Origin of the sequence: Kitasatospora sp. NPDC059747 (assembly GCF_042732955.1) — a bacterium.
GTDB lineage: Bacteria > Actinomycetota > Actinomycetes > Streptomycetales > Streptomycetaceae > Kitasatospora.
Genome location: NZ_JBHWGV010000086.1, coordinates 1 through 25,406 on the forward strand (window position 1 = coordinate 1; position 25,406 = coordinate 25,406).

17 protein-coding genes, 1 tRNA gene and 1 pseudogene are annotated in these 25,406 nt (G+C 68.5%); 4 read left to right on the forward strand and 15 right to left on the reverse strand.

Annotation, left to right across the window (positions count from 1 at the left end):
- Positions 1 to 162: 162 nt before the first annotated feature.
- Positions 163 to 977 (reverse strand): annotated as a pseudogene (locus ACFV4G_RS30550) (IS5 family transposase).
- A gap of 428 nt (positions 978 to 1,405) precedes the next feature.
- On the opposite strand from ACFV4G_RS30550, the gene ACFV4G_RS30555 reads away from it, so the two are divergent.
- Positions 1,406 to 3,349: a hypothetical protein gene (locus tag ACFV4G_RS30555; protein ID WP_380445353.1), complete on the forward strand. Its 1,944-nt coding sequence runs from the start codon at positions 1,406 to 1,408 to the stop codon at positions 3,347 to 3,349.
- A 121-nt stretch (positions 3,350 to 3,470) separates the two neighbouring features.
- Here the strand turns inward: ACFV4G_RS30555 and ACFV4G_RS30560 are convergent, their stop codons facing one another.
- The 7 genes from ACFV4G_RS30560 to ACFV4G_RS30590 all read right to left on the reverse strand — a co-directional run bounded on the left by ACFV4G_RS30560 (position 3,471) and on the right by ACFV4G_RS30590 (position 16,004).
- Positions 3,471 to 3,797: a hypothetical protein gene (locus tag ACFV4G_RS30560; protein ID WP_380445354.1), complete on the reverse strand. Its 327-nt coding sequence runs from the start codon at positions 3,795 to 3,797 to the stop codon at positions 3,471 to 3,473.
- A gap of 178 nt (positions 3,798 to 3,975) precedes the next feature.
- Positions 3,976 to 6,216, reverse strand: coding sequence for a hypothetical protein (locus ACFV4G_RS30565; RefSeq protein WP_380445355.1), 2,241 nt, complete (start codon positions 6,214 to 6,216; stop codon positions 3,976 to 3,978).
- Positions 6,217 to 6,515: 299 nt separating this feature from the next.
- Positions 6,516 to 7,460: a GIY-YIG nuclease family protein gene (locus tag ACFV4G_RS30570; protein ID WP_380445356.1), complete on the reverse strand. Its 945-nt coding sequence runs from the start codon at positions 7,458 to 7,460 to the stop codon at positions 6,516 to 6,518.
- Positions 7,461 to 7,682: 222 nt separating this feature from the next.
- Positions 7,683 to 9,341, reverse strand: coding sequence for a protein kinase (locus ACFV4G_RS30575; protein WP_380445357.1), 1,659 nt, complete (start codon positions 9,339 to 9,341; stop codon positions 7,683 to 7,685).
- A gap of 51 nt (positions 9,342 to 9,392) precedes the next feature.
- Complete coding sequence (locus tag ACFV4G_RS30580; RefSeq protein WP_380445358.1) at positions 9,393 to 12,623, reverse strand: type I restriction endonuclease subunit R; 3,231 nt, start codon at positions 12,621 to 12,623, stop codon at positions 9,393 to 9,395.
- A gap of 49 nt (positions 12,624 to 12,672) precedes the next feature.
- On the reverse strand, positions 12,673 to 13,959 hold the full coding sequence (locus ACFV4G_RS30585; protein WP_380445359.1) for a restriction endonuclease subunit S: 1,287 nt from the start codon (positions 13,957 to 13,959) through the stop codon (positions 12,673 to 12,675).
- Positions 13,956 to 16,004, reverse strand: a complete 2,049-nt coding sequence (locus ACFV4G_RS30590) for an N-6 DNA methylase (protein ID WP_380445360.1) — start codon at positions 16,002 to 16,004, stop codon at positions 13,956 to 13,958. The genes ACFV4G_RS30585 and ACFV4G_RS30590 overlap by 4 nt, the downstream gene beginning before the upstream one ends.
- A gap of 99 nt (positions 16,005 to 16,103) precedes the next feature.
- Here ACFV4G_RS30590 and ACFV4G_RS30595 point away from each other — a divergent pair, with 99 nt between their 5' ends.
- Entirely contained in the window at positions 16,104 to 16,250 is a 147-nt protein-coding gene (locus tag ACFV4G_RS30595; protein ID WP_380445361.1) for a hypothetical protein, read from the forward strand.
- A gap of 184 nt (positions 16,251 to 16,434) precedes the next feature.
- Here the strand turns inward: ACFV4G_RS30595 and ACFV4G_RS30600 are convergent, their stop codons facing one another.
- A complete protein-coding gene (locus ACFV4G_RS30600) occupies positions 16,435 to 16,602 on the reverse strand; it encodes a DALR anticodon-binding domain-containing protein (RefSeq protein WP_380445379.1) in 168 nt (55 codons plus the stop codon).
- Between the two features lie 212 nt (positions 16,603 to 16,814).
- Between ACFV4G_RS30600 and ACFV4G_RS30605 the strand changes: the two genes are divergently transcribed.
- Positions 16,815 to 17,963 carry a hypothetical protein gene (locus ACFV4G_RS30605; RefSeq protein ID WP_380445362.1) on the forward strand — a complete coding sequence of 383 codons (1,149 nt, stop codon included), beginning with the start codon at positions 16,815 to 16,817 and terminating at the stop codon, positions 17,961 to 17,963.
- A gap of 405 nt (positions 17,964 to 18,368) precedes the next feature.
- Positions 18,369 to 19,613, forward strand: coding sequence for a tyrosine-type recombinase/integrase (locus tag ACFV4G_RS30610; RefSeq protein ID WP_380445363.1), 1,245 nt, complete (start codon positions 18,369 to 18,371; stop codon positions 19,611 to 19,613).
- 401 nt (positions 19,614 to 20,014) lie between these two features.
- On the opposite strand, the gene ACFV4G_RS30615 is transcribed toward ACFV4G_RS30610, so the two are convergent.
- The 6 genes from ACFV4G_RS30615 to ACFV4G_RS30640 form a co-directional block, all read right to left on the reverse strand.
- Positions 20,015 to 20,088 (reverse strand) — tRNA-Pro (locus ACFV4G_RS30615).
- A gap of 150 nt (positions 20,089 to 20,238) precedes the next feature.
- Positions 20,239 to 21,558 carry an MFS transporter gene (locus ACFV4G_RS30620; protein ID WP_380445364.1) on the reverse strand — a complete coding sequence of 440 codons (1,320 nt, stop codon included), beginning with the start codon at positions 21,556 to 21,558 and terminating at the stop codon, positions 20,239 to 20,241.
- Positions 21,559 to 21,728: 170 nt separating this feature from the next.
- Positions 21,729 to 22,535, reverse strand: coding sequence for a DUF1684 domain-containing protein (locus ACFV4G_RS30625; protein ID WP_380445365.1), 807 nt, complete (start codon positions 22,533 to 22,535; stop codon positions 21,729 to 21,731).
- Between the two features lie 235 nt (positions 22,536 to 22,770).
- Positions 22,771 to 23,631 (reverse strand): acyl-CoA thioesterase, encoded by an 861-nt coding sequence (locus ACFV4G_RS30630; protein ID WP_380445366.1) that lies wholly within the window; start codon positions 23,629 to 23,631, stop codon positions 22,771 to 22,773.
- 247 nt (positions 23,632 to 23,878) lie between these two features.
- Positions 23,879 to 24,565 (reverse strand): alpha-ketoglutarate-dependent dioxygenase AlkB family protein, encoded by a 687-nt coding sequence (locus ACFV4G_RS30635; RefSeq protein WP_380445380.1) that lies wholly within the window; start codon positions 24,563 to 24,565, stop codon positions 23,879 to 23,881.
- A gap of 206 nt (positions 24,566 to 24,771) precedes the next feature.
- On the reverse strand, positions 24,772 to 25,113 hold the full coding sequence (locus ACFV4G_RS30640) for a transglycosylase family protein (RefSeq protein ID WP_380445367.1): 342 nt from the start codon (positions 25,111 to 25,113) through the stop codon (positions 24,772 to 24,774).
- Between the last annotated feature and the right edge of the window lie 293 nt (positions 25,114 to 25,406).

Consider the following 25,406-nt stretch of genomic DNA (forward strand, 5'->3'; position numbering starts at 1 on the left):
ACTACGAGGAACTGCCGGACCGGTCACGCTCGATGATCCACTGGGCCATGGTCAACTCCATGACCACTCGCCTGACCGCCAGCCCCGACAAAGTCAGGCAATACCTCCGCCCGAAATCGCCTGCGGAAGCCTAAATCAGTATCGAACGCCCTCTTAGAGGAACTAACACAAGGCTCGGACGCGTCGGTAGGCGATCACGCAACAGGCCAGTTTGAGGAACGCCTCGTGGATGTCGTCGCGGATGTCCCAGCGGATCCGCAGGCGTCGGAAGCCGTGGATCCAGGCATTGGTCCGTTCGACGACCCACCGCACGGCTCCGAGACCAGAGCCGTGCGGCACGCCTCGACGGGCGATGACCGGCTTGATGCCCCGCTTCCAGAGCAGGCGGCGGTACTTGTCGTAGTCGTAGCCACGGTCGGCGAACAACTGCCGCGGCCGGTGGCGTGGCCGACCAGTCTTCCCGCGAATGCGCGGGATCGCGTCCAGCAGCGGCAGCAGCTGGGTGACGTCGTGGCGGTTGCCGCCGGTCAGGGTGATCGCCAGCGGCGTGCCCCGGCCGTCCGTGATCACGTGATGCTTCGAGCCCGGTCGAGCGCGGTCGACCGGGCTCGGTCCCGTTTTGGGCCGCCGCGACGGGCCTGGTGGTGGGAGCCGTCGATCACCGCCCGCGACCAGTCCAGCTCGCCTGCACGGTGAAGTTCGGTCAGCAGCATCTGGTGCAGCCGGTCCCACACCCCGGCCTCGTGCCAGTCCCGCAGCCGGCGCCAGCAGGTCATGCCCGAGCCGAAGCCGAGCTCCTGCGGCAGCCACTCCCACTGGATCCCGGTGTGCAGCACGAACAGGATCCCCTGCAAGCAGCCCCGGTCGTCCAGCGGCGGGCGGCCGATCCTGCGAAGCCGCTACTGCCGCACCGGCAGCAGCGGCTCAATCCGACCCCACAAGTCGTCCGACACCAGCCACGGCGGTCTCTTCCCCACGACCTACTCAACGAGCCGATGGGCGAACAGACATGGGCGCTTCGCAGTTCTGTTAGCTCCTCTTACTGGGGGTATGTTCGCACAGGAAGTCGCGGAGTGTGGCGGTGAGCTGGTGCTCGAGCATGCGGGGAACTCCGGTGTGGTGGAAGGCGCACTGTGGGGCACGCGGCGCAGAAGCAGGTGGAGTTCCGCTGGTGGGCGCGTTGCTGACGCGCCTCCGGACGGTGGTGAAGGTGACCGACTGCGGCTGGTTCCGCCGATGCTGTCGGCGGTCCGAACCTGGTCCTTTCCGACACCGTACCTGAGGCGCCCAGGAGTTGTCCTCCACGGGGCCGATGCGCCGCCCTCGGAGTCGTTCGACCCCAGGTTGTCCGACCGATGGAGCAGGATGGGCTCTGACGAGTCACCTGGGAGAGGGAAGCAAGGAAATGGCCACCGACGAAACCCGGCTGCCTGTGGAGTTCCTGGCCACTGTCGCGGCCGGTGCCGATCCCGGGTCCGCGGCGGCCCAGATGGCAGCCGAACAGGCCCGTGGCGTGACCGACAGCCAGCAGGGCGGGCCGCTCCTCGCGGCGCTGCTCGCCAGGCCCTACCGGGATTCGGCACCCGCCTGGCTGCTGGAGGCCGCGGTGGCGAACGGGCTGCGACAGAGCGAGAGCGAGTACGAGTACCTCACCGGGTCGACGTCGCTGGTGGTCCTCGCGCTCATCCACCCCGACTGCGATCCGGCTCTGCGGGCCGACACGTTGCGCCGCTGCTCCGACCGCCGGCTCGGCTCCCTCGGCACCGCCGACCGGCCGACCGACCTCTGCGCGGCCGTCGCCGAAGAACTGCTCAGGCGGGTACCGCAACCACCGCACATGACGCCCGAACTGCTCAAGGAGCCAACGCCCGCACAGGTGGTTCTGCGTACGGGTCGCCTCCACGACGCCGTGTTCGAGGCCGCCGTCGCTCTCCTGCCCGACGGCCTCGACCGCACGCGTCTGGAGGACGAGGATTCCGGCGCCTGGTCCGACCGGATCAGGGCAGCGTTCGACGCGTGGGGCCGCATGTGGTCGGCCGTACTCGAACGGCACTCCGACCGGCACTCCCAGCTCATCGACAGGACCGCCGGCACCACGGCGAACCAGGTCATCCGCGACCAACTGCTCGGCAGCGTGCCGTGGACGGTCGAGCCGAAACTCCTTAGGCAGATCGCGCTGGATGACCTCTCCAGGTTCGGCGCCGCCATGCTCACAACCCGGATCTGCGGATTCCTCCAGGACGGTTCCTCGAAGGAGGAGGCCCGGCAGCACTTCGCCGCCGAGCTCTCCGCCCTGGACGAGACCGATCGAAGGGACATCGAGTTCCTGTACCTACGGGACGACGGCTTCGACACCGACTGGGGCACCGATTCCGCCGTCTCCTGGGTAAGCCACGCGGCCGACGGACGGTGGCGCCTCGTCCTGAACCCCGCCGAGGCCAAGCCCGCCCACGGCGATCCCCACACCTGGCGAAGCCATTCGGACGAACTCGCCGACTTGGGGCGGCACTTCGCCGAAACGGCCGTGCAGGCCCTCCGGACCTGGAAGCCGAAGGACCTCTACGGAATCAGCACGGCGTCCGGACTGCGCTGGGTCCGCGACATGCTGGTCCACCTGCCCGAGCTCGCACCGGCCGTCGAAGCGACCGTTCGACTGGTGATCCGCGACGCCCGCCGCGGCCGGTCCGGCCCCCAGTCGTACGACTACAAGTCCCAGGAGGACCGGCGGCAGTTCGACGAACTCCTGGACGCGATCACGCGGATCGTCGCCGACCCCGCCCCGCAGCCGCCCGCGACCCGTCGCACGGCCCTCGGCAACCCCGAAGAAGTGACGGTCCGGAGCCTGTCCGCCGTCACCGCGGAGGTGCTCGACGCGTACCTCAACCGGCATGCCGGCGACGACGCGCTCGTGGAGAAGGCACTGCTGTCCTTCGCCTGGCACGGCCACCGCAGCGAACCGGCGTTCGCCTCACTCCTCGCCCGCCACTCCGATCCGCGCCACGCCGTCCACACCCTCACCCGCGAGCTCCGCCGCCGGCTCGGCGGCAACCCCGCCAACCGCGAAGCGTGGGCCCGGCAGGTCCTCGCCCTACCCGACTATCCCAGCGAGACCATCCTCGCCCTGCCCGCCTGGACGGCACTCAAGGCCCGTGGGCACCACTACGACAGCACACATCCCACCGTGCTCGCCCTGGTGGAAGCAGCACTCGGAGACGACCACGAGGCCTGGCAGCGATTCGCCGACAGCCCGATCAGCAACTCCGGCCCCAACGCCTGGCTCCGCCTCGGAGACATCCTCACCGCCGCCGCAGACGGAACGGCGTGGCCCAAGCCACCCGGTTCCCGCTGACAGCTCCGGACTGCGCCGAGACACACTGGCCAACATGGCAACCGAGCGCCGGTGATAGCGGGCGGTGGAGGGTGTGAGAAAGGCCTGGCTGGTGAGGCAGCCTCACCTCCGCCCTGCCGGGTCACGCGTAGGGGTCGCGCAGCAGCCGAGGCTTACGGACCCCGCGTGTGATCTTCTCGGGGAGGTCCGGGCCTGCAAGGTAGTAACGGCCCTGGGCCTCGTCCCTGGCTGCGAGCCAGCCGGCACGGACGAGTTCGCGGATGTCGCGCTGAGCCTGCTGCTCGCTCAGTTCGGAGTCGACCTGGTAGGTGGCGCGGCGCAGGCGGTTGCCCATGGCCGCGGGGTAGAGGGCGCAGAGCATGCGGTCGGGCCAGCCGCGCTGCATGATCGCCGCCGACATCCCCCTGGCCGTCGTCTCCAAGACGATGCGCCACTCCACCCTCGCCATCACCATCAACCTCTACGGCCACCTGTTCAAGGACTCCGCCGACGAGGCCGTTCTCGCACTCTCCCACGCGCTCGACCAGGCCGCGTCCGGTTGGGCAAACCGTGAGCAGGGCAACCGGAGTGTCTCCTGCGAGCGGCATAGTCGCCCGCAGGACACCCCCGTGCAGACGGGCTCTTCGTCAGGGGGTCTGGCGGCGGGCTGCCTCAAGGCGCCGTCGGAGGTCGCGGATGATCTCGCTCCAGCGCCACGACTCCGGGGCGTCCCAGCACTTCTCGCCGATCGGGTGCCAGTCGGACAGCTCGCTCAGCTGAGCGGCCAGCGCCTCCCAGTCAGTCCCGTGCGTGGTGCCCGGGTCCCGGTCGAGCTTTTGAGCGACGTCGTGCATGCGGTGGGCCGCCCGGTAGTAGGACAGCTGGGTGTCGGTCAGTCGCCGTACCGCGAAGCCGTCGCACTTGCTGCACCAGTCGAAGTCGTCGCGGGCGAGGAGGTCCGCGATGCGCAGCAGGTCGTCGTGCTCGGTGACGCCGCATTCTCCGGAGTGTGAGCAGAACGGTGAGTGGCCCTTGCGCTGCCAGCCAGGATCGGCATCGGTTGTGTAGACCTGTACATCGGCGAGGACGCCCAGCGGAATTCCGCTGCCGCGGTGCCACCGGTCGGTGCCGGGCTGCTCGAACGGTTGGAGGCGAAGGCGGCGGGCGCTGACCAGCAGGCCGTGCCACACCGCGCTGGACACGGTGCGGCGGCGACCGTCGCGGTCGGGGCCGCCGTCGAGAGTGCGCAGGTCCGCCGCGCCGCGTGCCATGGCCAGGCATCGCAGCTCCTGTTCAGGGTTCTCCCTTCGGTACCTCAGCCGAGCGGTGGTGCGGGCACCGTCTGCGAGACCGAGGTCCTCTCCGAACCGCGGATCGTGCGGGTCGCGGACGGGGGCGGGCCAGACGCTCTCCTCTTCGTCTTCGTCGGGACGAGGCCCGATTTCCTGGATCCACGGTTCGATGACGCTCGCCGGCAGGTCCGAGGCTCCGGCGATGATGGTTCCGCGCCACCCGGCGGCCAGCCGCCTCTCGACGACCGCCAGTGGCAAGACCTCCGGCCCTGCGTCCGGAGAGAAGACCAGGTACGGCTGGTCGTCGCCTGCCGAGACGGCGCGCAGGGCGCGCACGTGGTCGGCGGCGAGCGGCTGGCGGTCACGAACGGGGGTGTCGTCGAAGATCCCCGGCCTGATGTGGTCTACGGCCGTTTCGGCCTCGGTACCGGTCGTCGTTTCGGTCGTGGCGGTGGTGTGGGGTTCGCAGTCGAGGAGGGAGGAGCGGGAGTCGAGGAGTCGGTCGGCGATGAGGGGCGGGACCTGCAGGGTGAGGGTGCGCCGGCCCCAGTCGGCGGTGGCGAGGTAGGTGACGAGAACGCCAGTGGTCCAGTTGTCGAGTTCGCTGAGGAATCCCCGCTCGTACCGGTGCGAGGAGTCGTCGGCGACCTCCGACAGGTACGCGGTCACCAGCAAGGTCGGCGCGGGTTCGGCCCCGGCAGCTGCGGCACGCGCCAGGTCCTCCCAGGACGCGACCAGCTCGTCAGCGGCGGAACATACCTGTGCGTAGCCCTTGCGGTTGGAGCGCATACCGTGGGTGAGCGTGTAGGAGATGTACGAGCGCTCACTCGGTCGGCCCCAGCCGGCTTCGGCCTTGCGCTGCCAGTCCCGCCACAGTGCCTTCAGTCCCCTGTTGATCTCCTGTCGCGTGCCGATCGCCGTCAGCGCCGGATCGTCGGCGGGCAGTTCCGGCTCGTCCAGGAGCGCTACTGCCGCGCCGGTCAGGAGTCCGTCCGGGTCGACGAACTGTGCGGCCTGCACACGCAGCGTCTCCAGGTACTGCTTCTTCACTGCCAGCTTCGGCTCCGCCCAGTCGGCGAGCCAGGGGAACATCGCGGCAGCGGTCTGGGCCTGGTGCAGGCTCTTCGCCGCATCCCGCCAGGCGGAGAACACGCTTTCCCGCAGGTGCTCGGCATCGTCGCGCGCCGCTTCGTCGTCACCGTCCGCTTCCTCGCTGTCAGGGTCGACTGCGGGCTCGGTGCGCAACAGGTCGGCGGCGGCCTGGACTTCGTTCTCATCCCACCAGATGTCCTCGTCCGGCCCGGTGTGGGATCGCAGCTGGTACAACAGGCCGATCCCGCCGAGTTCCTTGAGGAAGACACCCAGCCCGGTTTCCGGGCGCACCCACGCGCCCCACTGCGCGCAGCGCGAGCACATCCGGCCGATCGTCTCCGCGTTCAACGGGACCTCGGCCGTCGTGATGTCACGGGCACGCAGCTGGGCGCATGTCGTCGCGGCATGGAGCTTGGTGTTCTTGCCCTTGGCCGAATGGACGGTGACGGGCGTGCCCTCGAACGGGCCGAGCGGAACATCTGCGGTCAGAGCACAGTCGAGCACGTAACTCCCCTATCGGTCTCGGCTTGCGAGCCTAGATGAGGGCACCGACAAGGCGGCTGAGAATGTCGTCCTCCGTACTCGGCCCGCCGACTCGACACCAGCCGGTCTCGTCCGACTGGTGATGCGAAGCCTGTCGCGGCAGGATCCCGAACTGCCGCCCGAATGGTGCCGTGGTCATCTCCCTCTCTGCGAGTCGGCCCAGGTGCCCGTCCTCGGGAGCGATCAGGAGCACGAGAGCCAGGCCCTCAGGGGCAGTGGCGGTGCCGGTGGCCTGCCGAGCGCCTGCCAGCTCCGCAGGGTCACCCTTGCGGACGCCGCTTCAGTAGCTGCGGCAACCAGTACTCGGGCGGCTGTGGGAGTGTCGCAGCAATGGCCCAGTCCCCCTCCGGATCCGGGTTGCGAGGAGCCCAGGTCCGTGGCCTACGTAGATCGAGTACCTCCTTCGCCGCCTCCACCATTGCAGGAGAGGGATCACGAACAAGGTCGTTCAGAAGAAGGGGCATGCCGAAGGGGTTCGACTGTGGATTCCATGTGCGACAGGCAATCTGACAGGCGCTGTCGGCCTCGAACACCACGCAGGCGCAGTGGCCCGGGTCCTCGGAATCCGCGAGCCAGATCAGTCGATCGCCCGAGACGAGGCGCTCGCGTCCGATCAGTGTCCCGTTTTGGACTTCGCCGGAACGGTCGAGGAACGGCACGGGGTCCTCGTCGCCACCGGGATCGCGGTCGCTGAGGCCGGCTACGTGCCCGGGGTGCTCAGCGCCATCGATCTCAAGCACGTCTCCGTCTGCGTGAGCCTGCCAGATGTCCAGAACGTTGAGCTCTGTGCTCAGGAACTCAGGATAGGCGCTGAGCACGAAGACCTGACCGGACTTCAACGGCAGGACGACACGATCTCCGCGGCCTACAACATGACGCTCCGGAGAAGACGCCCAGGAGCCGATCCCCGTCACCTGCTCCTGAGCAAGCCGAACCGCCCCAACCGCGTCCTCGACAGAGACCCGGAAGAACTCCCGGTTCGGTGCGACACGGACGGCGGCCAGAAGCCTATGGGCCTGCCTCTCAACCTCTCTGTGCCGCAAGGTCTTTGCTCGATAGGCAACCTGAAAGGGGAACGGTACAGCCGTCTTCGACAGCCCCTCGGCCCTGTCCTCGGGAAGGTGCTCGGACCAGCCGATCTTGACGAGATCCGGCATCGCCGGATTCACCATGACATAGACGAAGCCGTACTTGTAGACAGCCATTCCTTAACCCCCCTGGCCGGATTGCGCATCACCGCTCGTATGCGCACTCACGAGCGTAAATGCGACGGATGACATGCTGCTGGTCCTTCTCCCCCGGTACTGCGTCACCTCGGCGTCAGTGTCACCCGCGGGGCCGCGCCTACGCGTAGCCGCTCTCGAAGGCGCGACTCGGCTCGGCGTCCTCTCTGTCAGCCTCGGACGAGACATCCCGCTTGGTCAGCATCAGTCCGTGAAGCGACTGAGACGCCTCACGAATCCGTCGATGTCGGCGAGGTCCGGGGCGTCGGGGCCGCGCAGGCGCTGGGTTGCCTCACGCAGGGCCGCGGCTGCGCGACGGGCTTCGGGGAAGCGTTCGCGGGCAGCGTGGAGACGGGCGAGGTTGGCCAGAGCATCGAGGTGGCGGTCGACGGCCGCAGCGTCGGCAGGCTCTGGGGCGTGGGCGGTGTAGGCGCGGAATGCCTCGATCGCTGCGGTGGACTCACCGAGGGCCATGCGGCACTGGGCCGCGTAGTAACGGCAGAGCAGCGCCTGCTCGTCGTTGGTGCCGTAGCGCGCGGTCCAAGCGGCACCGACCTCATCGAAGAGGGCGGCGGCCTCGCGGTAGGCGCCGGCAAGGAATCGGACCTGGGCCAGGGAGAACGTGAGGTCGTCGTGGAGGACGCCGTCCTGGGCGCGGTGGATGGCGTCGGCGAGGAGGTCGGCAGCCTGGACGAACTGGCGGGCCTGGGCGAGCTGCGCTGCCCGGTCCGCAACCTCGTTGGCTTCAGCGTCGCTCAGCGGCGTGGGGGGCGTCTCGGGCGCAGGGCCCGGTTCGGCCGGAATCATCAGAGTCGGGGTGTACCCGGTCAGGATGGTGCGCTTGGGCGGTCCGCTGAAGGGACGGCGGAAAGGCTGGCGCGGGTCGAACTCGATCTGAGCGGCACCGGCGAGGTCCTGCTTGTAGACCCACGGCAGCAGTGCGTCGTACACCTGGAATGCCTCCAGGCGGCGTTCGGGTTCCTTGTCCAGCATTCCCAGCAGGAGGTCCTCGAGCTCCTCGGGGATGTCCGGGCGCCGGGTGCGGATCGGCGGTGGGGTGGAGCGCACGTGGTGCCAGGCGTGGGAGCCGTTGGCGTCGGCCGTGAACGGGGGGCGGCCGGTGAGAAGTTCGTACATCACGCAGGCCAGGGCGTAGATGTCGGAAGCCGGTCCGACCTCGTTGGCCAGGCTCTGCTCGGGCGACATGTAGGGCGGGGTGCCGACCGTCATGCCTTCCTGGGTCAGGCGGGGGTGGTTGCCGGCACCGCGCAGGGCGGCGACACCGAAGTCGAGGACCTTGATGACGCCGTCCGCGGTGATCATGAGGTTGGACGGCTTGATGTCGCGGTGGACGACGTCGTTGCGGTGCACCTCATCCAGTACGGACGCGATCTGTACACCTGCCGCCGCGGCCCAGGAGATTGCCAGCGGTGAGACGTCGTAGTCCGTGTCATTGATCAAGGTCTGCACTTCGCGTCCGCGCAGCAGCTGCATGACCACGTACAGCTGGTGTGTCGTCTCGTCAATGCCGGTGTCATAGATGGCCGGGATACCGAGGTGTTCCAGAGCAGCGGTAGTGCGGACTTCACGCAGGAAACGGTCGCGGCGGGTGGCCAGCATCTCCGCCGCGCCGAAGCCGGGGATGCCGGGCAGGCCGCGGGTGTCGGTGAGCATCATCTTGACCGCGACGCGGCGGTCGAGGCGTTCGTCGTAGGCGTGCCAGACCTCACCCATGCCGCCGGCGCCGATCGGGCGGTCGAGCCAGTAGCGTCCCGCGATCACGCGAGACGGCGGCCTGCTGGCATCTTCGGTCGGCGCATCGTGGAACCCATCCTGCGGCACTGCAGCGATCCCTTCGGCCACGGCGCCTGCGCAGCACCGGAGTTCGACGTTACGTGGAACTGTTGGTACAGATTATGCATCGGCCGGACGGGTGACTCCCGCTTCACCAGACTTGATCGCTGCGGCCCGCTCTTCGGTGGCCCGGCGCTCCGCTTCGCGGCGGACGGGGCGGCGGATGAGACCGTACGCCTGCTGGGTGGCGACCTGCTTGAAGATCTTGTTGACGAGCGGGTCGTCGTAGTACCGCACGAGCAGGGCGTCGTTGGACCGGGCCTGGTCGATGACGATGCGGTCCATGTCCTTGTTGACCTCACGACGGAAGGTCTCTTCGTCGTTGTGGAGGCCGATCCGGTTCAGGTCCGGATCTTCCGAGACGGCGACGATCAGTTGACCGAGGAGGATCTGGTCGGTGGTGGACAGGCCGATACCGTACTCGTCGTTGACCGACTCGATGACCTCGGCGAGGGACTTCTCCTCGACCTCCAACCCAGCGCCGGCGGGCTGCGGAACCAGGCCGGGCAGCAGCTGAGCGCCTTCCGCTTTGAGAATGAGGTCAGCCGTGCCGGTCTTGCGGACGTTCATGTGGCTGGGGGTGACTTCGCCTACGTCCGCGCTCGCCGAGCCGGCCGGGAGCCTGAGGCGGCGCACCAGGAACCTCCCGTACTGGTAGAGGCGCTCCAGGTCCTCGTTCTCAAAACCGATGACGTGAGAGAGCCAGCCATACGCCTTGACGTAGGAGTCCAGCGCGCGCCGGAATTCCTGCGCGGCGTCGGGCTCATCGTCCGCCAGGGCATTGAACCGATCCACGGCCGGCTGAGTGTAGGTGTGCAGCTTCGCGTGGGCCTTGGAGACCGCGGCGTCGGTGGCGGTGCCGTTCTTGAACGCGGCGAAGTAGGCCGTGACGAAGGCATCCATCTCCGCCTCGATCAGCAGCCGGTAGGCCATTACCTCGTCGTACCGGTTGAACAGGAAGTCCGGGTCGGTCGGTTCGGAGATCGATGCCTCGTAGTACTGCTGGAACGCCTCCTCGATCACGGCCGGCTTGTTGGCGAAGTCCATCACGAACAAGTCTTCGGCCGACTTGAGCGGATGCGTGCGGTTCAGCCGGGACAGCGTCTGCACGGCGGCGAGGCCGGCCAGCAGCTTGTCGACGTACATCGTCGTCAGCAGCGGCTGGTCGAAACCGGTCTGGTACTTGTCTGCGACAACCAGGATGCGGTATTCAGGCCGGGGCACGGACGGCGGCTTTGGGTCGTCCAGGCGGGTGTAGGCGAAGGCTTCGGGCAGCTTGCTCTCTGCAAAGCCGTTCAGCTTCGCCTCGGTGTACTCGATCTCGTCCAGGGTGAGGGTGCCGGAGAAGGCCACCAGAGTGCCGCAGTCGGTGTAGCCGCAGCGCTCCACGTAGGCGCGGATTGCCTGGTAGAGGCGCACCGCGTGCTCGCGGCCGGGGGTGACGACCATGGCGCGGGCCCTGCCGCCGAGCCTGTCCACGGTGTGGGCACGGAAGTGCTCCACGATGATCTTCGCCCGAGACTCCAGGGACGCCTCGGACATCAGAGCGGCCCGCACCAGCTTCGCTTTCGCCTTCCGCGGATCCACCTGTCGCTCGGCCTCGTCCACGGCGGCCTGCTGCAGCTTGAAGTACGTGCTGTAGGTGACGTAGGTACCGAGCACGTCGAGGATGAAGCCCTCCTCGATGGCCTGCCGCATCGAGTAGATGTGGAACGGCTCCATCTGCCCGCTCTCGCGCGACTCGGTGCCGAAAAGCTTGAGGGTCTTGTCCTTCGGGGTCGCGGTGAATGCGAAGAAGGACAGGTTGGGCTGCTTGCCGCGGGCGAGCGCGGCTGCGGTCAGCGGATCGCCGTCCTCGTCGACCGCGCCCTCGCCCAGCTTGCCCAGCATCCGCTTGAGTGCGTCAGTGCCCTTGCCGCCCTGAGAGGAGTGCGCTTCGTCGATGATGATCGCGTAGCGGCGCTCGCGGCCAAGTCCGGATGCCTTGTCCAGGATGAACGGGAACTTCTGCAATGTCGTGATCACGATACGGGCAGTCGTCCCGGTCAGCGCGTCCGCGAGCTGCTGGGAATCGTCGTCGACGCGCAGGACCACGCCCGGGGTGTGGTCGAACTGGTAGATGGTGTCCTGGAGCTGCTTGTCCAGCACTCGCCGGTCGGTGATGACCACGACCTTGTCGAACACCTGCGCGTTCGGCCCAAGGCCCTTGGCCTGGGCAGCAGCCGGATCCAGGAGCGCGGGATCTTCGGGAGTGTGCAATGAAGCCAGGCGATGGGCGAGCCAGGCGATCGTGTTGGACTTTCCCGACCCCGCGGAGTGCTGGATCAGGTAGTTCTCACCTGCCCCGTGCGTGGCCGCGTGCTCGGTCATCTTCCGCACTGCGTGCCATTGGTGGAACCGCGGAAAGATCAGCGGCTGCTTGTGCGCGGAACCGGGCCGGTAACGAGGGGCCTTGCCGGCCTTCGCGGCCTCGTCCTCCACGTGCAGGTAACGATGCAGGAGGTCGAGCCAGTTGTCGCGGTGCATGACCTGCTCGAACAGGTACGAGATCGCGTACTCCGCCTCGGCGGCAACGGGCGAATTGCCCGCGCCACCGATGTTGCCCGGTCCACCGGTGCCCATGTTGAACGGGAGGAACCGCGTCTTCGCCCCGGCAATCCGCGTCGTCAGGAACACCAGGTCCGGATCAATCGCGAAGTGCACCAAACTGCGACGGGCGAAGAACAGCTCGTTCGGGTCGCGGTCACTGCGGTACTGCCGCTTCGCGTCCTCGACCGACTGCCCGGTGAGCGGGTTCTTCAGCTCGGCCGACGCGATGGGCAGCCCGTTGACGAAGAACGCGAGATCCAAGGACTTGGCCGGCTCGGCAGCGGAGTAATGGAACTGCCGCACCACGGCGAGCCGGTTCGCGTCGTACTCGTCCAGGGCCCCGGCCGCCAGGGTGTGGGCGGGCCGAAAGTATGCCAGGCGGATCTTGATGTTGCGCTGGACAACCCCGTGACGCAGCACATCCAGCAGCCCGCGCTCATCTATCTGCTTGGCCACATGCGCGGCGAACCGCTGGATCGCGTACAGTTCCTCCTCTCCGTACGCGTCCATCAACCGCTCCCACTCCTCGGGCTGGGAGGCGCCAAGGAACGTGGACAGCTCGGACGTGTCGATGCCGAGCTCGTGGCTGTAGGTGTTTGCCAGTCCCCGCTCCCACTTGCTACGGAGCAGGGCTGCCTCGACGGCGTCCTCGAATGCACCCTCAGTGTGGGCCTCGTGCGCGCCGGGCGGGGTAGCGGTCATCAGGACACTCCGTACGTGGTTGGCGGGTGACTCTTTACGCGTGGACGCTCTAACGGGCAGTAGTGACGTCGAGTTGACCGGTCACGGCAGCGGTAATCAGAGACTGGCGCCGCTCGGCGAGGAGGGAGAGCTGATGCTCGACCTTCTCACCGAGGGCCTTGACGGCTTCCTGGCTGCGACTGACCCGATCGACGAAGGCGTGCTGCTCGTCAAGGCTGACCGGGGGGATGGGCCACTCCTTAATCTCTTCGAACCTAAGATTGGCCATGGATTGGGACGCGCCGTTGGAAGCCGCCCAGCAGGCCGCGCGTACTCGACTGCCACGAGCCACCGCTGCGACATAGTGCGGGCTCAGCCCTTTGCTCACGCGGACTCGGAAGATTTTGTCTGACAGCATTAGCTTGGGTCTAACTCTGGGAACCACGGCTGTGGATCCCACCAGCTGCGGCGTGTTCGCGCGGGTAATCAGGAGATCACCTTCCTGTACCTCGCTTCTGCGGTCCGGGACCACATCTTCAGGCAGCCGCTTGTTGGCAGTCGGATCGAAGGTCCCTGGACGGAGGGCGCTTACCTTTAGCACACCCCACTCGCCATCATTCGCAGGAACTGCGTCGCATTGAGGGCTTGACCCTTGATCCACTCCAGTTACGAAGCGCCTGAACGGCAATGATCCGGCCCGCTGGTATAGCGCATCGATTTCGAGATCAAGAACAGCCGACTCCCGTTCCGTGATCTTTTCGAGCGTGGCACGCTCTAGCCGGACCATCCTGTCGATACGCGAGGTGGCGAAATCGAGATAATCCGCGATGCACCGCTGCTCATCTACCGGAGGGAGAGGCAAGGGAAAGCTCTGAATTTTGCTACTGTTGGTAGAAGCCAGGTTAGTGGTCCTCGTTCCCGTGCTCTCAAAATAGCAGCGACCATAGAGCGATTGCGTCAAGTATGCGAGATACCGTCCGCTCAGGCGTTGCGGGTCAGGCCGGATGGCAAAAACATGATTCTGGTGCAGGCACCATTCCAATTCCCCCTGCCAGACCGTCCCACGCCCCAGCTTGTCCAGGTCTCCGCCCTCGGTCATCAAAACGTCGCCAGGCCGGAGCGTGCAACGGTGGGCTACGCTCCGTGGTACGGAGATCTCCGTGACCGTTCCGAGGTCGAGGCTTCCTGCCTGAACGTTTGCCACGCGCAGATACGGGCGCGTAACAACGTCGCCCGTGATGTCGCGTTTCGCGTCGACTGTCAACCCGTTCTGCAATCGAGCGACGTACCCAAGTCGCACCAACTCCCAGCCTTCGGGGAGCTCGAGTGAATGGAGATCGAACATCGAGGCGGTCACTGGATCACCTCACCCAGCAGCGCCTGGATCTCCGCCTCCAGAGCCTTCAGCTCCTCATCGATCTCCGAGAGCGGGCGCGCCCTCTTGTACACGTAGAAGTGTCGGGTGAATGGGATCTCATATCCGACCCGGGAGCGCATGGTCTCCTTAGTCTTCGGATCCTTCAACTCAGCGATCCACGCATCCTCGACGTGGGGTTTCACAGCACGCTCAAAGTACATATCGATGTCCTCGCGGAGCGGAACATTTTCGGCATCCCGCAATTCCGGGTCGTGTTCCACCTGCCCCTTCTTGACGTACTGCAGCTCACCCTCCGGATCCGGAACGCCGACTGCGTCACGCATCGCCTTATCGAAGGAGTTGCTCTTAGGCCAGCTAATGCCGGCCTGGTTCAGCGCGGCACTCAGTGCGATCCACGCCTCCGCCTTGGTCTTCCACGAGCCGCCCAGCAGTGGTTTGAGTGCTGCCGCCAGTCGCTCCGGACCACCCTCGCCAAACTCCTTCTCCACCACCTTTGCCACCTGAAGCGCGTCCAAGGAATCCTCGCTGACCTCGAACCGCAACTTGAGGGGCCGGTCCACGGTGATGCGCTGGTAGCCGAAGTCATCTGCGTCGAAGATCTTGACCTTGCCCGGCACGGAATGCTGCGAGCCGCCTCCGGAGCGCGCGAGTCGGTATGCCTCTCCATACCAAGCGCAGATCTCATGGCGCTGCTCGTCGGTGATCTCCTTGCGCTTGTTGCTCAGAGACTTCCGCATTTTGGACCACTGGTCTCGCGCATCGATGAGGATGATCCGGTCCTTGAGGTTTTTCGGCTTTCGGTTGGTGACGATCCAGACGTATGTCGAGATGCCGGTGTTGTAGAAGAGCTGGTCGGGGAGGGCGACGATCGCTTCCAGGTAGTTGTGCTTGATGATCCAGCGGCGGATCTCGGACTCGCCGGAGCCTGCGCCGCCGGTGAAGAGCGGTGAGCCGTTGAAGACGATTGCGATTCGGCTGCCGCCGATCTCCGTACCGTCAGCATCCTTCTTCAGTGGTCGCATTTTGTGGATCATGTGCTGCAGGAAGAGGAACGACCCGTCGTTGATCCTGGGTAGCCCGGCACCGAAACGGCCGTCGTAGCCGCGGTCCTCATACTCCTGCTTGACCTGCTTCTCAACCTTCTTCCACTCCACGCCGAAGGGCGGGTTGGCGAGCATGTACTCGAACTGCTCATCCTCGTGGCCGTCCTGGGTGAAGGAATTGCCGAAGTGGATGTTGGAGGCAGTCTGACCCTTCAGTAGCATGTCGGAACGGCAGATCGCGTACGACTCAGCATTCAGCTCTTGCCCGAAGACGTTCACACGCGCAACGGGGTTGAGGATCTTGATGTGGTCCTGGGCCGCCGAGAGCATGCCGCCGGTGCCACAGGCCGGGTCGAGGATGTCGATCACCGGGGCCGCCCCAGTGAGGCGGTCTCCATCAGGGGCCAGGAGCAGCTCGACCATCAGCTCGATGACCTCGCGCGGGGTGAAGTGCTCACCGGCGGTCTCGTTCGAGGCGTCCGCGAACTTGCGGATCAACTCTTCGAAGACGAACCCCATGTTGTGGTTGTCGACGGCCTCAAGGCTCAGATCGATGTCAGCGAACTTCTGGACCACAAGGTAGAGCAGTCCAGCCTTGGCCAGGCGGTCGATCTGCAGGTGGAAGGCGTAGTGGTCGAGGATCTCGGTGGCCTCCGAGGAGAACCCGCCGATGAAGTCCTTGAGATTCTTCTCAACCTTCTGCGTGTCCGGATCGGCACCGATTGTGGCGAACGTCTGCCGGGAGAGGTTGTAGAAATCACGGCCGGCGGTGGCGCGCAGCACCGCGTCGTTGTTCTGGCCTGCGAAGGATTCGGCACGGGCCCAGACGGTCTCGCGGGTGTCCTTCATGACACAGTCCATGCGGCGCAGCAGCGTCATCGGCAGGATGACCTTGCCGTACTCGGAGCGCTTGTAGTCGCCCCGCAGCAGGTCGGCGACCGACCAGATGAAGTCGGCCAGCTCCTGGTTCTTGTCGCTCACACGCCACCTTCTTGTGTTGTTCCGCTGCAGAGCCCAGCTCGCCCGCACGATACCGGAGAGGTCAGACAGGGCTAGCGTACGGAAAGAGAACAGCTCCGTGTGCTGCGACCGGTAGCCCGCGACGACAGCAGGTGCCGAAGCGGTCCGGTGTGCCACGCGCCGCAGTGGCTGCGCCGGGCGTACCAGCGCATGCTCGGCCTCGGGCTGAGCACGACGGTGCCGCCCAAGACCCTGTCGCGCCAGTGAGTCGCCTTTCACTTCGGCGCCGATCGACCTGTATGCCTCTGGTCACAATCGGTGGCGGGACGATCCGGGCGGGCATGTCGAAACGATGCGCCGCGGTGTGTGGCAGCGCCCCAGGGAGGAGAAACTCAGGCGAGTCCTTCGGGGCGGGCAGGTGATACCTGTCCACCCCGAAGATCGCCAAGATCTACAGCCGCTCCGGCGTTCCGATGCCGAGGAGGTCCATGCCCCGGCGGAGGGTCTGGCCGGTCAGCTGGCAGAGCAGCAGCCGGGTCTCCATGACCTCGCGGCTGGGGGCCTTGAGGACGGGGCAGTGCTCGTAGAAGGTGGTGTACGCCGCGGCGAGGCTGTGCAGGTAGGCGCAGAGACGGTGGGGCTCGAAGGTCTCGGCGACGGGTCGATGGTGGCGCCGAACTCGTCGAGGAGCACGCCCCTGCCCCTACGGGGTCTCGTTCTCTGGCGGCCGTCGGCGCCTGTCGGCTGCACGACCCGGCACTATCTGGCGATGCGTCAGAATGGCTCGATGGTCGGCGGCATTGCCGAGCAGATCACCGGAGGTACGACTTCATGACCCGCTACAGCATCGATCCCGAACGGCACGAGCTGATCGCAACCTGGGAAACGGGCGAGGGCGGTCTCGCCACCCGTATCGCCGCCGTCCCGGCCGGCACGGACACGGCCGCGCTGATGCGGCTGGCCCGCACCCTCACCCACCTGTCCGAGGCGGCATGGCGCACCTACACCCACCCCGCCAGTGCCGCCGCCTCCCAGGACCCCAACTCCGAGGGCTGGCGCCGCGCGGCGGAACGCAAATCCTTCGACGAGGTCCCCGGCGCCATCGTCCAGCCCAACCTCCCCCAGGACGGCATGCTCGACGTCGAATACAGCCCCCTGGTCGAGTCCGCCCACCGCGCAGGCCGCGCCCTGCACGCCCTCGACAACGCGGACCTCACCGACACCGTCCTCGCCGAGACAGTCACCGAGCTCGCCGCCGTGGAGAACGCCGAACTCGGCGACCTCGCCGGCCGCGCCCGCCAGGCCGTCCTCCTCAGCCGCGAAGGCGCTTCCCCCGTCCAGGTCGCCGCCGCCGACCGCCTCCTCGAGCAGGACCCCTTCGGCCCCACGGCACTGTTCATCGAGATCGACCCCACCGCCGCGGCCGTCGCCGCAGCCCACTGGCTCGCAGCCGCAGCCGAGGTCGCCGCCGAAGCCTCCGGACACTCCCCCGCCGCCGTGCCCTTCGAAGCCGACAACATCGAAGCCCTCGCCCACGAAACGCCCACCCTCGTCCTCCAGCTCCTCGAAGCCGGCGCCTCCCCGTACGACGCGGTCACCGGCCTCGTGCGCCACGCCCTCCATATCGCAGACGGCCTCCTCTCCGACCCCGCGGGCCTGCGCGAACAACTCGAAGACATCGACGACACCCTCGCCCAGTACACCGGCCCGGACACCGACCCCGAGGACACCGGCCTGCGCCTGACCCCGCTCGATCCCAGGCGACCCGCCCCTGACCTCCTCGAAGACCTCCTCGCCGGCATCCACGGCTGCTGGCTCCTCCACGAGGAATACGACGAACTCGACGATGAAGACGACTTCGGCGATGACGAGGACCGGGACGACGGCGAACAGGCCGGGCAGCAGCAGGACCGCAGCCGCAGCGACTTCGCCCACCTCGTTCGCGAAGTCGCAGCCGCCCACCGGAACCGGCTCATCTGAATCGCCTGCCGCAACCACCCATCGCGGATCAGGGCACCCTGACCTCGGCGGCCCGCCCGCTTCGACCCAAGGCCGCGCACGGCCCGGCCAACCCGACGGGCCGTTCACACTGCGTAGCCGCGTCGGGGGGCAGGAAACACTCCCCTACCGCCCGGACGGCCCCCAGAGCAGGGCTCCGGGTAGTTACGTAGGGTGACAGTTTCCGCGTGCCCGCATCGACCATGACGGGTACCACGGCACCCCCGTGCATTGGCGCGCCCAGGTGCGGGTCCTCACCGTGAACCGCAGGTCAGAGCCCCATTTTCGCGTTGGTGATCGCATGGTGGTCGCAGACGATCATGCGATCACGGCGCATGTACCCTCCGTGAATTGATCAATGGGTCACAGCCACAGGAGGTACACGGAGTGCGCAGGTCAGGACGGCCGGGCCGGGTCTACCGCCGATGCGGGTGCCGCGATGCCACCCGGCGTCAGCTCGGCGCGAAGTGCCCACGCCTTGCCGAGGAGAAGCACGGCACGTGGACCTTCGCCGTCGACATCCCCTCGCTCAGCGGTCGCAGGCGCACGGTGCGGCGCGGCGGGTTCGAGGACGAGTGGCACGCCGAGACGGCGCTGCGGGGCTTCCTCAAGGGACGTCTGTCGGGGTTCGACGCAGACCCGCACGAGACGGTGGCCGCCTACCTCACCAAATGGCTGAAGTCGATGGAGTTCCTACTCAAGCCCACCACGTACGCCCGCTACCGCGCCTATGTGCTCTGCGAGTTGATACCCGTCTTCGGCAAGCTGCGCCTGGAGGAGCTCGCCCACGACCACATCGCCGCCTACACCCACCAGCAGCTCGACGCCGGCCGCGGACGCCAGGCCGTCTACCACTGCCTCGCCACGCTCTCCAGCGCCCTGGGCACCGCCGTGCGCACCCACCGCCTCCCCTACAACGCCGCCCAGCCCCTGCCCATGCGCAGGCCCCAAGCCGCCGAACGCGTCCCCTGGACCGCGGAACAGGCCGTCGCCTTCCTGAGTCACTGCCGAGGCGTCGACCCCGCCTTCGCCGACCTCTTCGAAGTCATCATCGGCACCGGCCTGCGCAAGGGAGAGGCCCTCGGACTCCAGCGCCCGTGTGTCCGGCTCGACGACCGCGTCATGTACATCCGCCACACCCTCTCCGCGATCGACAACCACGAACTCGTCCTGACCGCACCGAAGACGAAGAAGAGCCGCAACTGGGTGCCCCTGTCCGGCCGCGTCGCCGCAGCGCTTGAACGCGCGATGGCCAGGAATTCCTCCCCGGGCAACGGCCACGTCTTCCAGGACGCCGACGGCAAGCCCCTCCACCCGGCCGCAGTCCGTCGGCGCTTCCACGAACTGCGCGAACAGGCCGGCCTGCCCCACGTCACCGTCCACGACCTGCGACACCTCGCCGCCACCCTCGCTCTGGAGGGCAACGTGCCCATGGCCGTGATCTCCAAGACCCTGCGGCACTCCACCCTGTCGACCACCGCGAACATCTACAGCCACCTGACCTGGGATGTCGCCATGGCCGCGGTCCACACCATCGAAACCAGGCTCCACCTCGCCGAGTCCCGTACCCACTGCGGCGCCGACGCCCTCGCCGGTCCCTTGCCGCACCCGCTGTTCAGTCACGCGGCCTGACGCAACCGCACGGCTACCCCCCCCCCCCCCCCCCCGGTCCACCGGGCCCGCCCAGAACGCGGCAAGGACCAGCTAAACGGCCGGAACCGCCGGTCCATCACTGACGCTCGCTCAGCCCCGGAGTCACCACGCCTGACGCCGCGGTCTCCACAAGCATGCCCACTTCCGGGAACCCATGCCGCTTCGACACGGGGCAGAAGCCCACTCAACGAAGAACTACGCTCAGTCACCTCGACCGAAGAGACAAAAACCGCATATCGACTTCATCCAAGCGCCCCACACCCCCGGATGCACCCCCTGGAATGCCGCGAACGAGCGCCCGCGACCACACTGCGACCACCACAGCAAAAAGAGCGGGCACCTGGTTTCCCAAGTACCCGCTCTCACAACCGACTTCACAGTCGGGACGACAGGATTTGAACCTGCGACCCCTTGACCCCCAGTCAAGTGCGCTACCAAGCTGCGCCACGTCCCGTGGTCTCGGTGCCGGGCGGCGGGGCCTGGGGGGCTCTGCCGGTCGGCTTCTCGACCTTGTCTCCGGTTGTCCCGGCGACGTGGAAAACAATACAGCACGTGGAGGGGTGCTCGCTGCCGGATTTCGAGGTGGGGCGGGGCAGGGGGTTGATCAGGGCGTCGGGTGGCGGGCGTCGTAGGTGAGGAAGGCGGGGCGGCGGGCGGCGAGGAGGAGGACGGCGGCGACGCAGGCGAGGCCGCCGGTGATCACGGAGGTCGCGGGGCTGGTGAGGGCGGCGACGGCGCCGGACTCGAAGTCGCCGAGGCGGGGGCCGCCCACGACGACGACCATGAAGATGCCCTGGAGGCGTCCGCGCATCTCGTCCGGGGCCGCGACCTGCATCATCGTGCTGCGGAAGATCATGCTGACGGTGTCGGCGCAGCCGGCGAGGGCGAGCAGGAGGAGGCCGAGCCAGAGGTTGTGGAGCAGGCCGAAGGTGGCGATGGCGAGGCCCCACGCGGCGACGGCGGCGAGGACGGCGACGCCCTGGCGGTGGATGCGGGCGACCCAGCCGGAGAAGAGGGCGCCGATCAGGGCGCCGACGGCGGGGGCGGAGACGAGGAGGCCGACGGTGCGGGCGTCGCCGCCGTAGAAGGTGACGGCGATGGCGGGGAAGAGGGAGCGCGGCAGGCCGAAGATCATCGCGGCGAGGTCGGCGAGGAAGCTGGTGCGCAGGTTGGGCTGCTCGCGCAGGAAGCGGAGGCCGTCGAGGACGGAGGCGCGGGCCTTGCCCTCGCCGAGTGGCCGCATGGCGGGCAGGCGCCACATCGCGTAGAGGGTGCCGGTGAAGGCGACGGTGTCGACGAGGAAGGCCGACTGGGCTCCGTAGGCGCCGATGAGGAGTCCGCCGAGCATGGGGCCCACGGTCATGCCGAGGTTCATGCTGACGGTGTTCAGGGCGTTGGCCGCGGGGAGCTGGTGGGACGGGACGAGGCGCGGGATCATCGCGGAGCGTGCGGGCGAGCTGAGGGCGAAGAAGCAGGCCTGGGCGGCGACGGCGGCGTAGAGGACGGCGACCTGGCCGAGGCCGGCGATGGCCTGGACGGCGAGGACGGCGGAGACGAGGGCCAGGCCCGCGGCGCCGATGAGGCCGAGCTTGCGCCGGTCCACGCGGTCGGCGATCACGCCGCCGTAGAGGCCGAAGGCGATGAGCGGGACGAACGAGAAGAGGCCGACCACGCCGGTGGCGAAGGCGGAGTGGGTCAGGTCGTAGACCTGGACGGAGACGGCGACGGCCGTCATCTGCTGGCCTATGGAGGAAACGGCCTGGCCCACCCAGACCCGCCGGTAGTCGGCGTGGTCGCGCAGCGGGCTGAGGTCGGCGAACGCCCGCCGGTACCAGGGGGCGGCGGCCTCCGGGGGCGACGGGACGGGGTCGGCGGGCGGCGAGGCCTCTGAAGGACGCGTTGATGAATGATGGTCGTTCGGCACAACCGTCCATGTTCCGCCCCGCCGTCCGCATGCTCCCCACCGGGGCCCGGAGGAACAGCCACCGGGGGCCGGACGAGCGGCCACCTGGCCCCCGGGAGAGCAGCCACCGACGCCCGGGAGAAAGTGCCGACGCCCCGGGAGAAAGCCGCCAGGCCCCGGTCGGCCCGCGGCTACCGGGTCAGGACCTGCTTCTCCCCCGCCTCCACCGCGAAGTCCAGCCGGTTGCCCGGCGGCGGGAACGGGCAGATGAAGTGGTCCGCGAAGGCGCACGGCGGCAGGTAGGCCCGGTTGAGGTCGAGCACGGTACGGCCGTCGGCGTCCGGTGCCGGGAGGGTGATGAAGCGGAAGCGGTAGGTGTCGATGCCGCTCGTCGCGTCGGCGATGACGCCGCTGAGGCGGTCGCCCGCGCTGCTGACGGTCAGGGTGCGGTGCTCGCCGGCGACCGTGAACGCGATCTGCCCGGTGACGGCCAGCGGGCGCTCCTTGCCGTCCGCGTTCGGGACCACGACCGACTGCGCGTCGGCGGCGTCGAACGGGGTGAAGACGGCGGGGACGGCCCACTCCGGCGAGTAGGGGTAGGCGGAGATGCCGGCGAAGGACGCCCGGCGGGGCGCGGCGGGGTCGAAGACCCGCAGGGCCAACTCGCCCTCGCGCTCGATCGGGACGAGCAGGACGTCGCCGAGGGTGGCGATGTCGGCGGCCGGATCGGTGTCGGGGCGGAGCAGGACCTCGCCGTCGACGGGCGAGGCGTCGCCGCCGACCGTGGCGCCGCCGACCGTGATGCCGTCGGCCGCCACCGCACGCAGTCGGACGCCCTCCGCGTCGGCCCACCAGAGCCCGGGCAGGCCGGGGAGCTCGCCGGGCTCGGGCTCCAGCCAGTGCGTGCCCGTGAGTGCGAGCTGCCCGTGCGGCGCGCTCACCGACGCCGCCCGGTGGTCGCTCCAGTGCTTCCAGTCCTCCGCGGCCGTCTCCGTCATCGGCAGACCCTCCCAATCCGGTCCGCGGCCCGCCGCCCGGCGGACCGCCCGTCTCGGCGACCAGCCGTTCCGCGGGCCGCCCTTTCTCGATCACCCAGCACAACACCGGCCACGCGGCCGGTCCATTCCCGTCACCGCCGCCCGACCGGAAACGGAAACACGGCGGCAACGGGACGCAATCGGACCGCGCCCCTCCAGCCCGTCACCGCTTCAGCCCCGTCACCCCTCCAGCCAGTCACCCCTTCAGCCGCCGGAACAGGCCTTCCTGCACCACGGAAACGACCAGTTGCCCGTTCCGGTCGAAGATCTCCCCGCGGGCGAGCCCGCGCGCGCCGTGGGCGATCGGGGATTCCTGCTGGTAGAGCAGCCAGTCGTCCGCGCGGAACGGACGGTGGAACCACATCGCGTGGTCCAGCGAGGCCATGTCGAAGTGTCTGGTGCCCCAGAGCGGCTCGACAGGGGCGCGCACGGCGTCGAGGAGCGTCATGTCGCTCGCGTACGTCAGGGCGCAGACGTGTATCAGCGGGTTGTCGGGCAGGGCGCCGTTCGTCCGCAGCCAGACGCCGCTGCGCGCCTCGACGTCCGTCAGCTCCTCCTTCGTCCAGCGCAGGCGGTCGACGTAGCGGATGTCGAAGGGCTGGCGGCGGCTGATGAACGGGGGCAGTTCGCCGAGCCGGGCGCCGACCTCCTCCAGGGCGCTGGGCAGCTCCTCCGGAGCGGGGACCCCCGGCATGGGGACCTGGTGCTCGATGCCGCCCTCCTCGGGGTGGTGGAAGTCGGCCGTGAGGGCGAAGATCGAGCGCCCGCCCTGGATGGCGAGCACCCGCCGGGTGGTGAAGGAGCGGCCGTCGCGGATCCGGTCGACCTGGTAGACGATCGGCACGCCGGGGACCCCGGGGCGCAGGAAGTAGGCGTGCAGCGAGTGCACCGGCCGGTCGTCGTCGACCGTCCGCCCCGCCGCGACCAGCGCCTGTCCGGCGACCTGGCCGCCGAACGTGCGCTGCAGCGCCTCCTCGGGACTGCGACCACGGAAGATGTTCAGCTCGATCTGCTCCAGGTCGAGCAGATCGACGAGGTCGTCGACGGGGGTACCCATGGCTGCGCTTCCTCTCCGGGCTCTCCGGGACCGCGGCCCGGACGGAGGTATTCCGCCCGCCTGCCGGAGCCCGTTCCTCTCGAATTCTCCAGCTCACTCGAATCCTCCGGCGACCGCTGGAATTCCCGCTCCCCGGACCCGACCCCCCGATTCACTCGAACGAGTGCCCGATCGCCGACCTGCCGACCCGCCAACCCGCTGGCCTGCCGACCACCCGCTCGCCGACTGCCCGCTCGCCGCATCGGCCCTACAGCAGCCCCGACTCCCGCACGGTGATGTTGAGCCGCCCCACCAGCCCCAGCGCCGGATCCGCCGTCCCCGCGAGCGTCCGCACCACCCCGTGGTACGCGAACCGGGCCGGCCCGCCGAAGACGAGCAGGTCGCCGCTGTACAGCTCCAGATCGGTCCAGGGCCGGGTCCGGGTCTCGGTGTTCCCGAGCCGGAAGACGCAGGTGTCGCCGAGCGAGAGCGACACGACGGGGGCGTCCGTCCGCTCGTCGCGGTCCTGGTGGAGGCCCATCCTGGAGCCGTGCGCGTAGTGGTTGACGATCGCGGTGTCCGGCTCGTAGGACGAGGCGCCGGCGATCCGCGCGGCCCGCTCCCCGTACGCGTCCGCCACCGCGCACCGGGCGAGGTCCGAGAGGAGCGGCGGGAACGGCTTGACCGGCGCGCCGTCGTCGGCGGTCCGCCGGTAGCCGTAGGGGTACCAGTGCCAGCCGAGGCTCACCATCCGGACGGACATCAGCCCGCCCGTGGGCATCCGGACGGCGTGCAGGCCGGCCGGGCCGCGGGCCCACTCCCGGCAGGCCGCGACGAGGCGCAGCTGGGCGTCGGCGTCCAGCCAGCCGGGGAGGAGGACGGCGCCGGGCGCCGGTTCGGAGCGCTCGCGCGGGGCGGAGGGCTCCGAAGGGTCACCGAACAGCTCGCCCTGGATCACGCCACCATCCTCGCGCACCACCGGCCGGAAGCCCCCACCCGGCCGAAAGCCCCCACCCGACCAGAAACCCTTGCCTGACCGGAAACTCCCACCCGACCGGAAAGCACCACCAGCCGGAAGCCCCCACCCCAGCAGAAACCTCACCCACCAGAACCTCACCCACCAAAAGCCCCGCCGGAGACCGGAGACCGAGGCGGACGCCCTCACCCCACCAGCCCCAGTTCCCTCGCGCAGTCCGGCCACGCATCCCAGCCCTCCCGCCGGAGGATCTCCTCCCCCACGGTGGTCTGCTCGCGGCGGGTCGCGTGGTCCGGCCGGTCGGCGAAGCGGAGGCCGCCCGCCTCCGTCCAGGTGGGCGCCCAGATCTGCAGGCCGCCGTAGTAGCCGTTGCCGGTGTCGGCCCGCCAGTCGCCGCCGCTCTCGCAGTCGGCGAGCTCGTCCCAGATGAGGTCCGCGACCCGCACGGCCGACCAGGCCCGTCCCCCGACCGGCACCAGTGCCGCCGCGCAGAGCGCCGTCACGGCCAGCAGGACGGCGACCGGCAACGCCGCAACGCCCCACCCGGAACGCTCATCACACGAATGCGGCACAGCAGCCGACCCTAGGCGCGCCGCGGCGACCCCCGCCCCGACACGCCGGACACGCCGACGGCCGCTCCCCCGCGCAGCGGAGAAGCGGCCGTGACGATGACCTGGACGAAGCAACGGGCGCCCTCAAGGGCCCCTGGTGGGGCCCCCCCGGGGGGGGAGGGGGGGGGAGGTGGCGGGGGTCCCCAAGAGTTGGGGGTGGGGAGCGCGCGCGCGGGCGGTGTTAGGCGGGGGGGGGCGGCGCGCGGGGT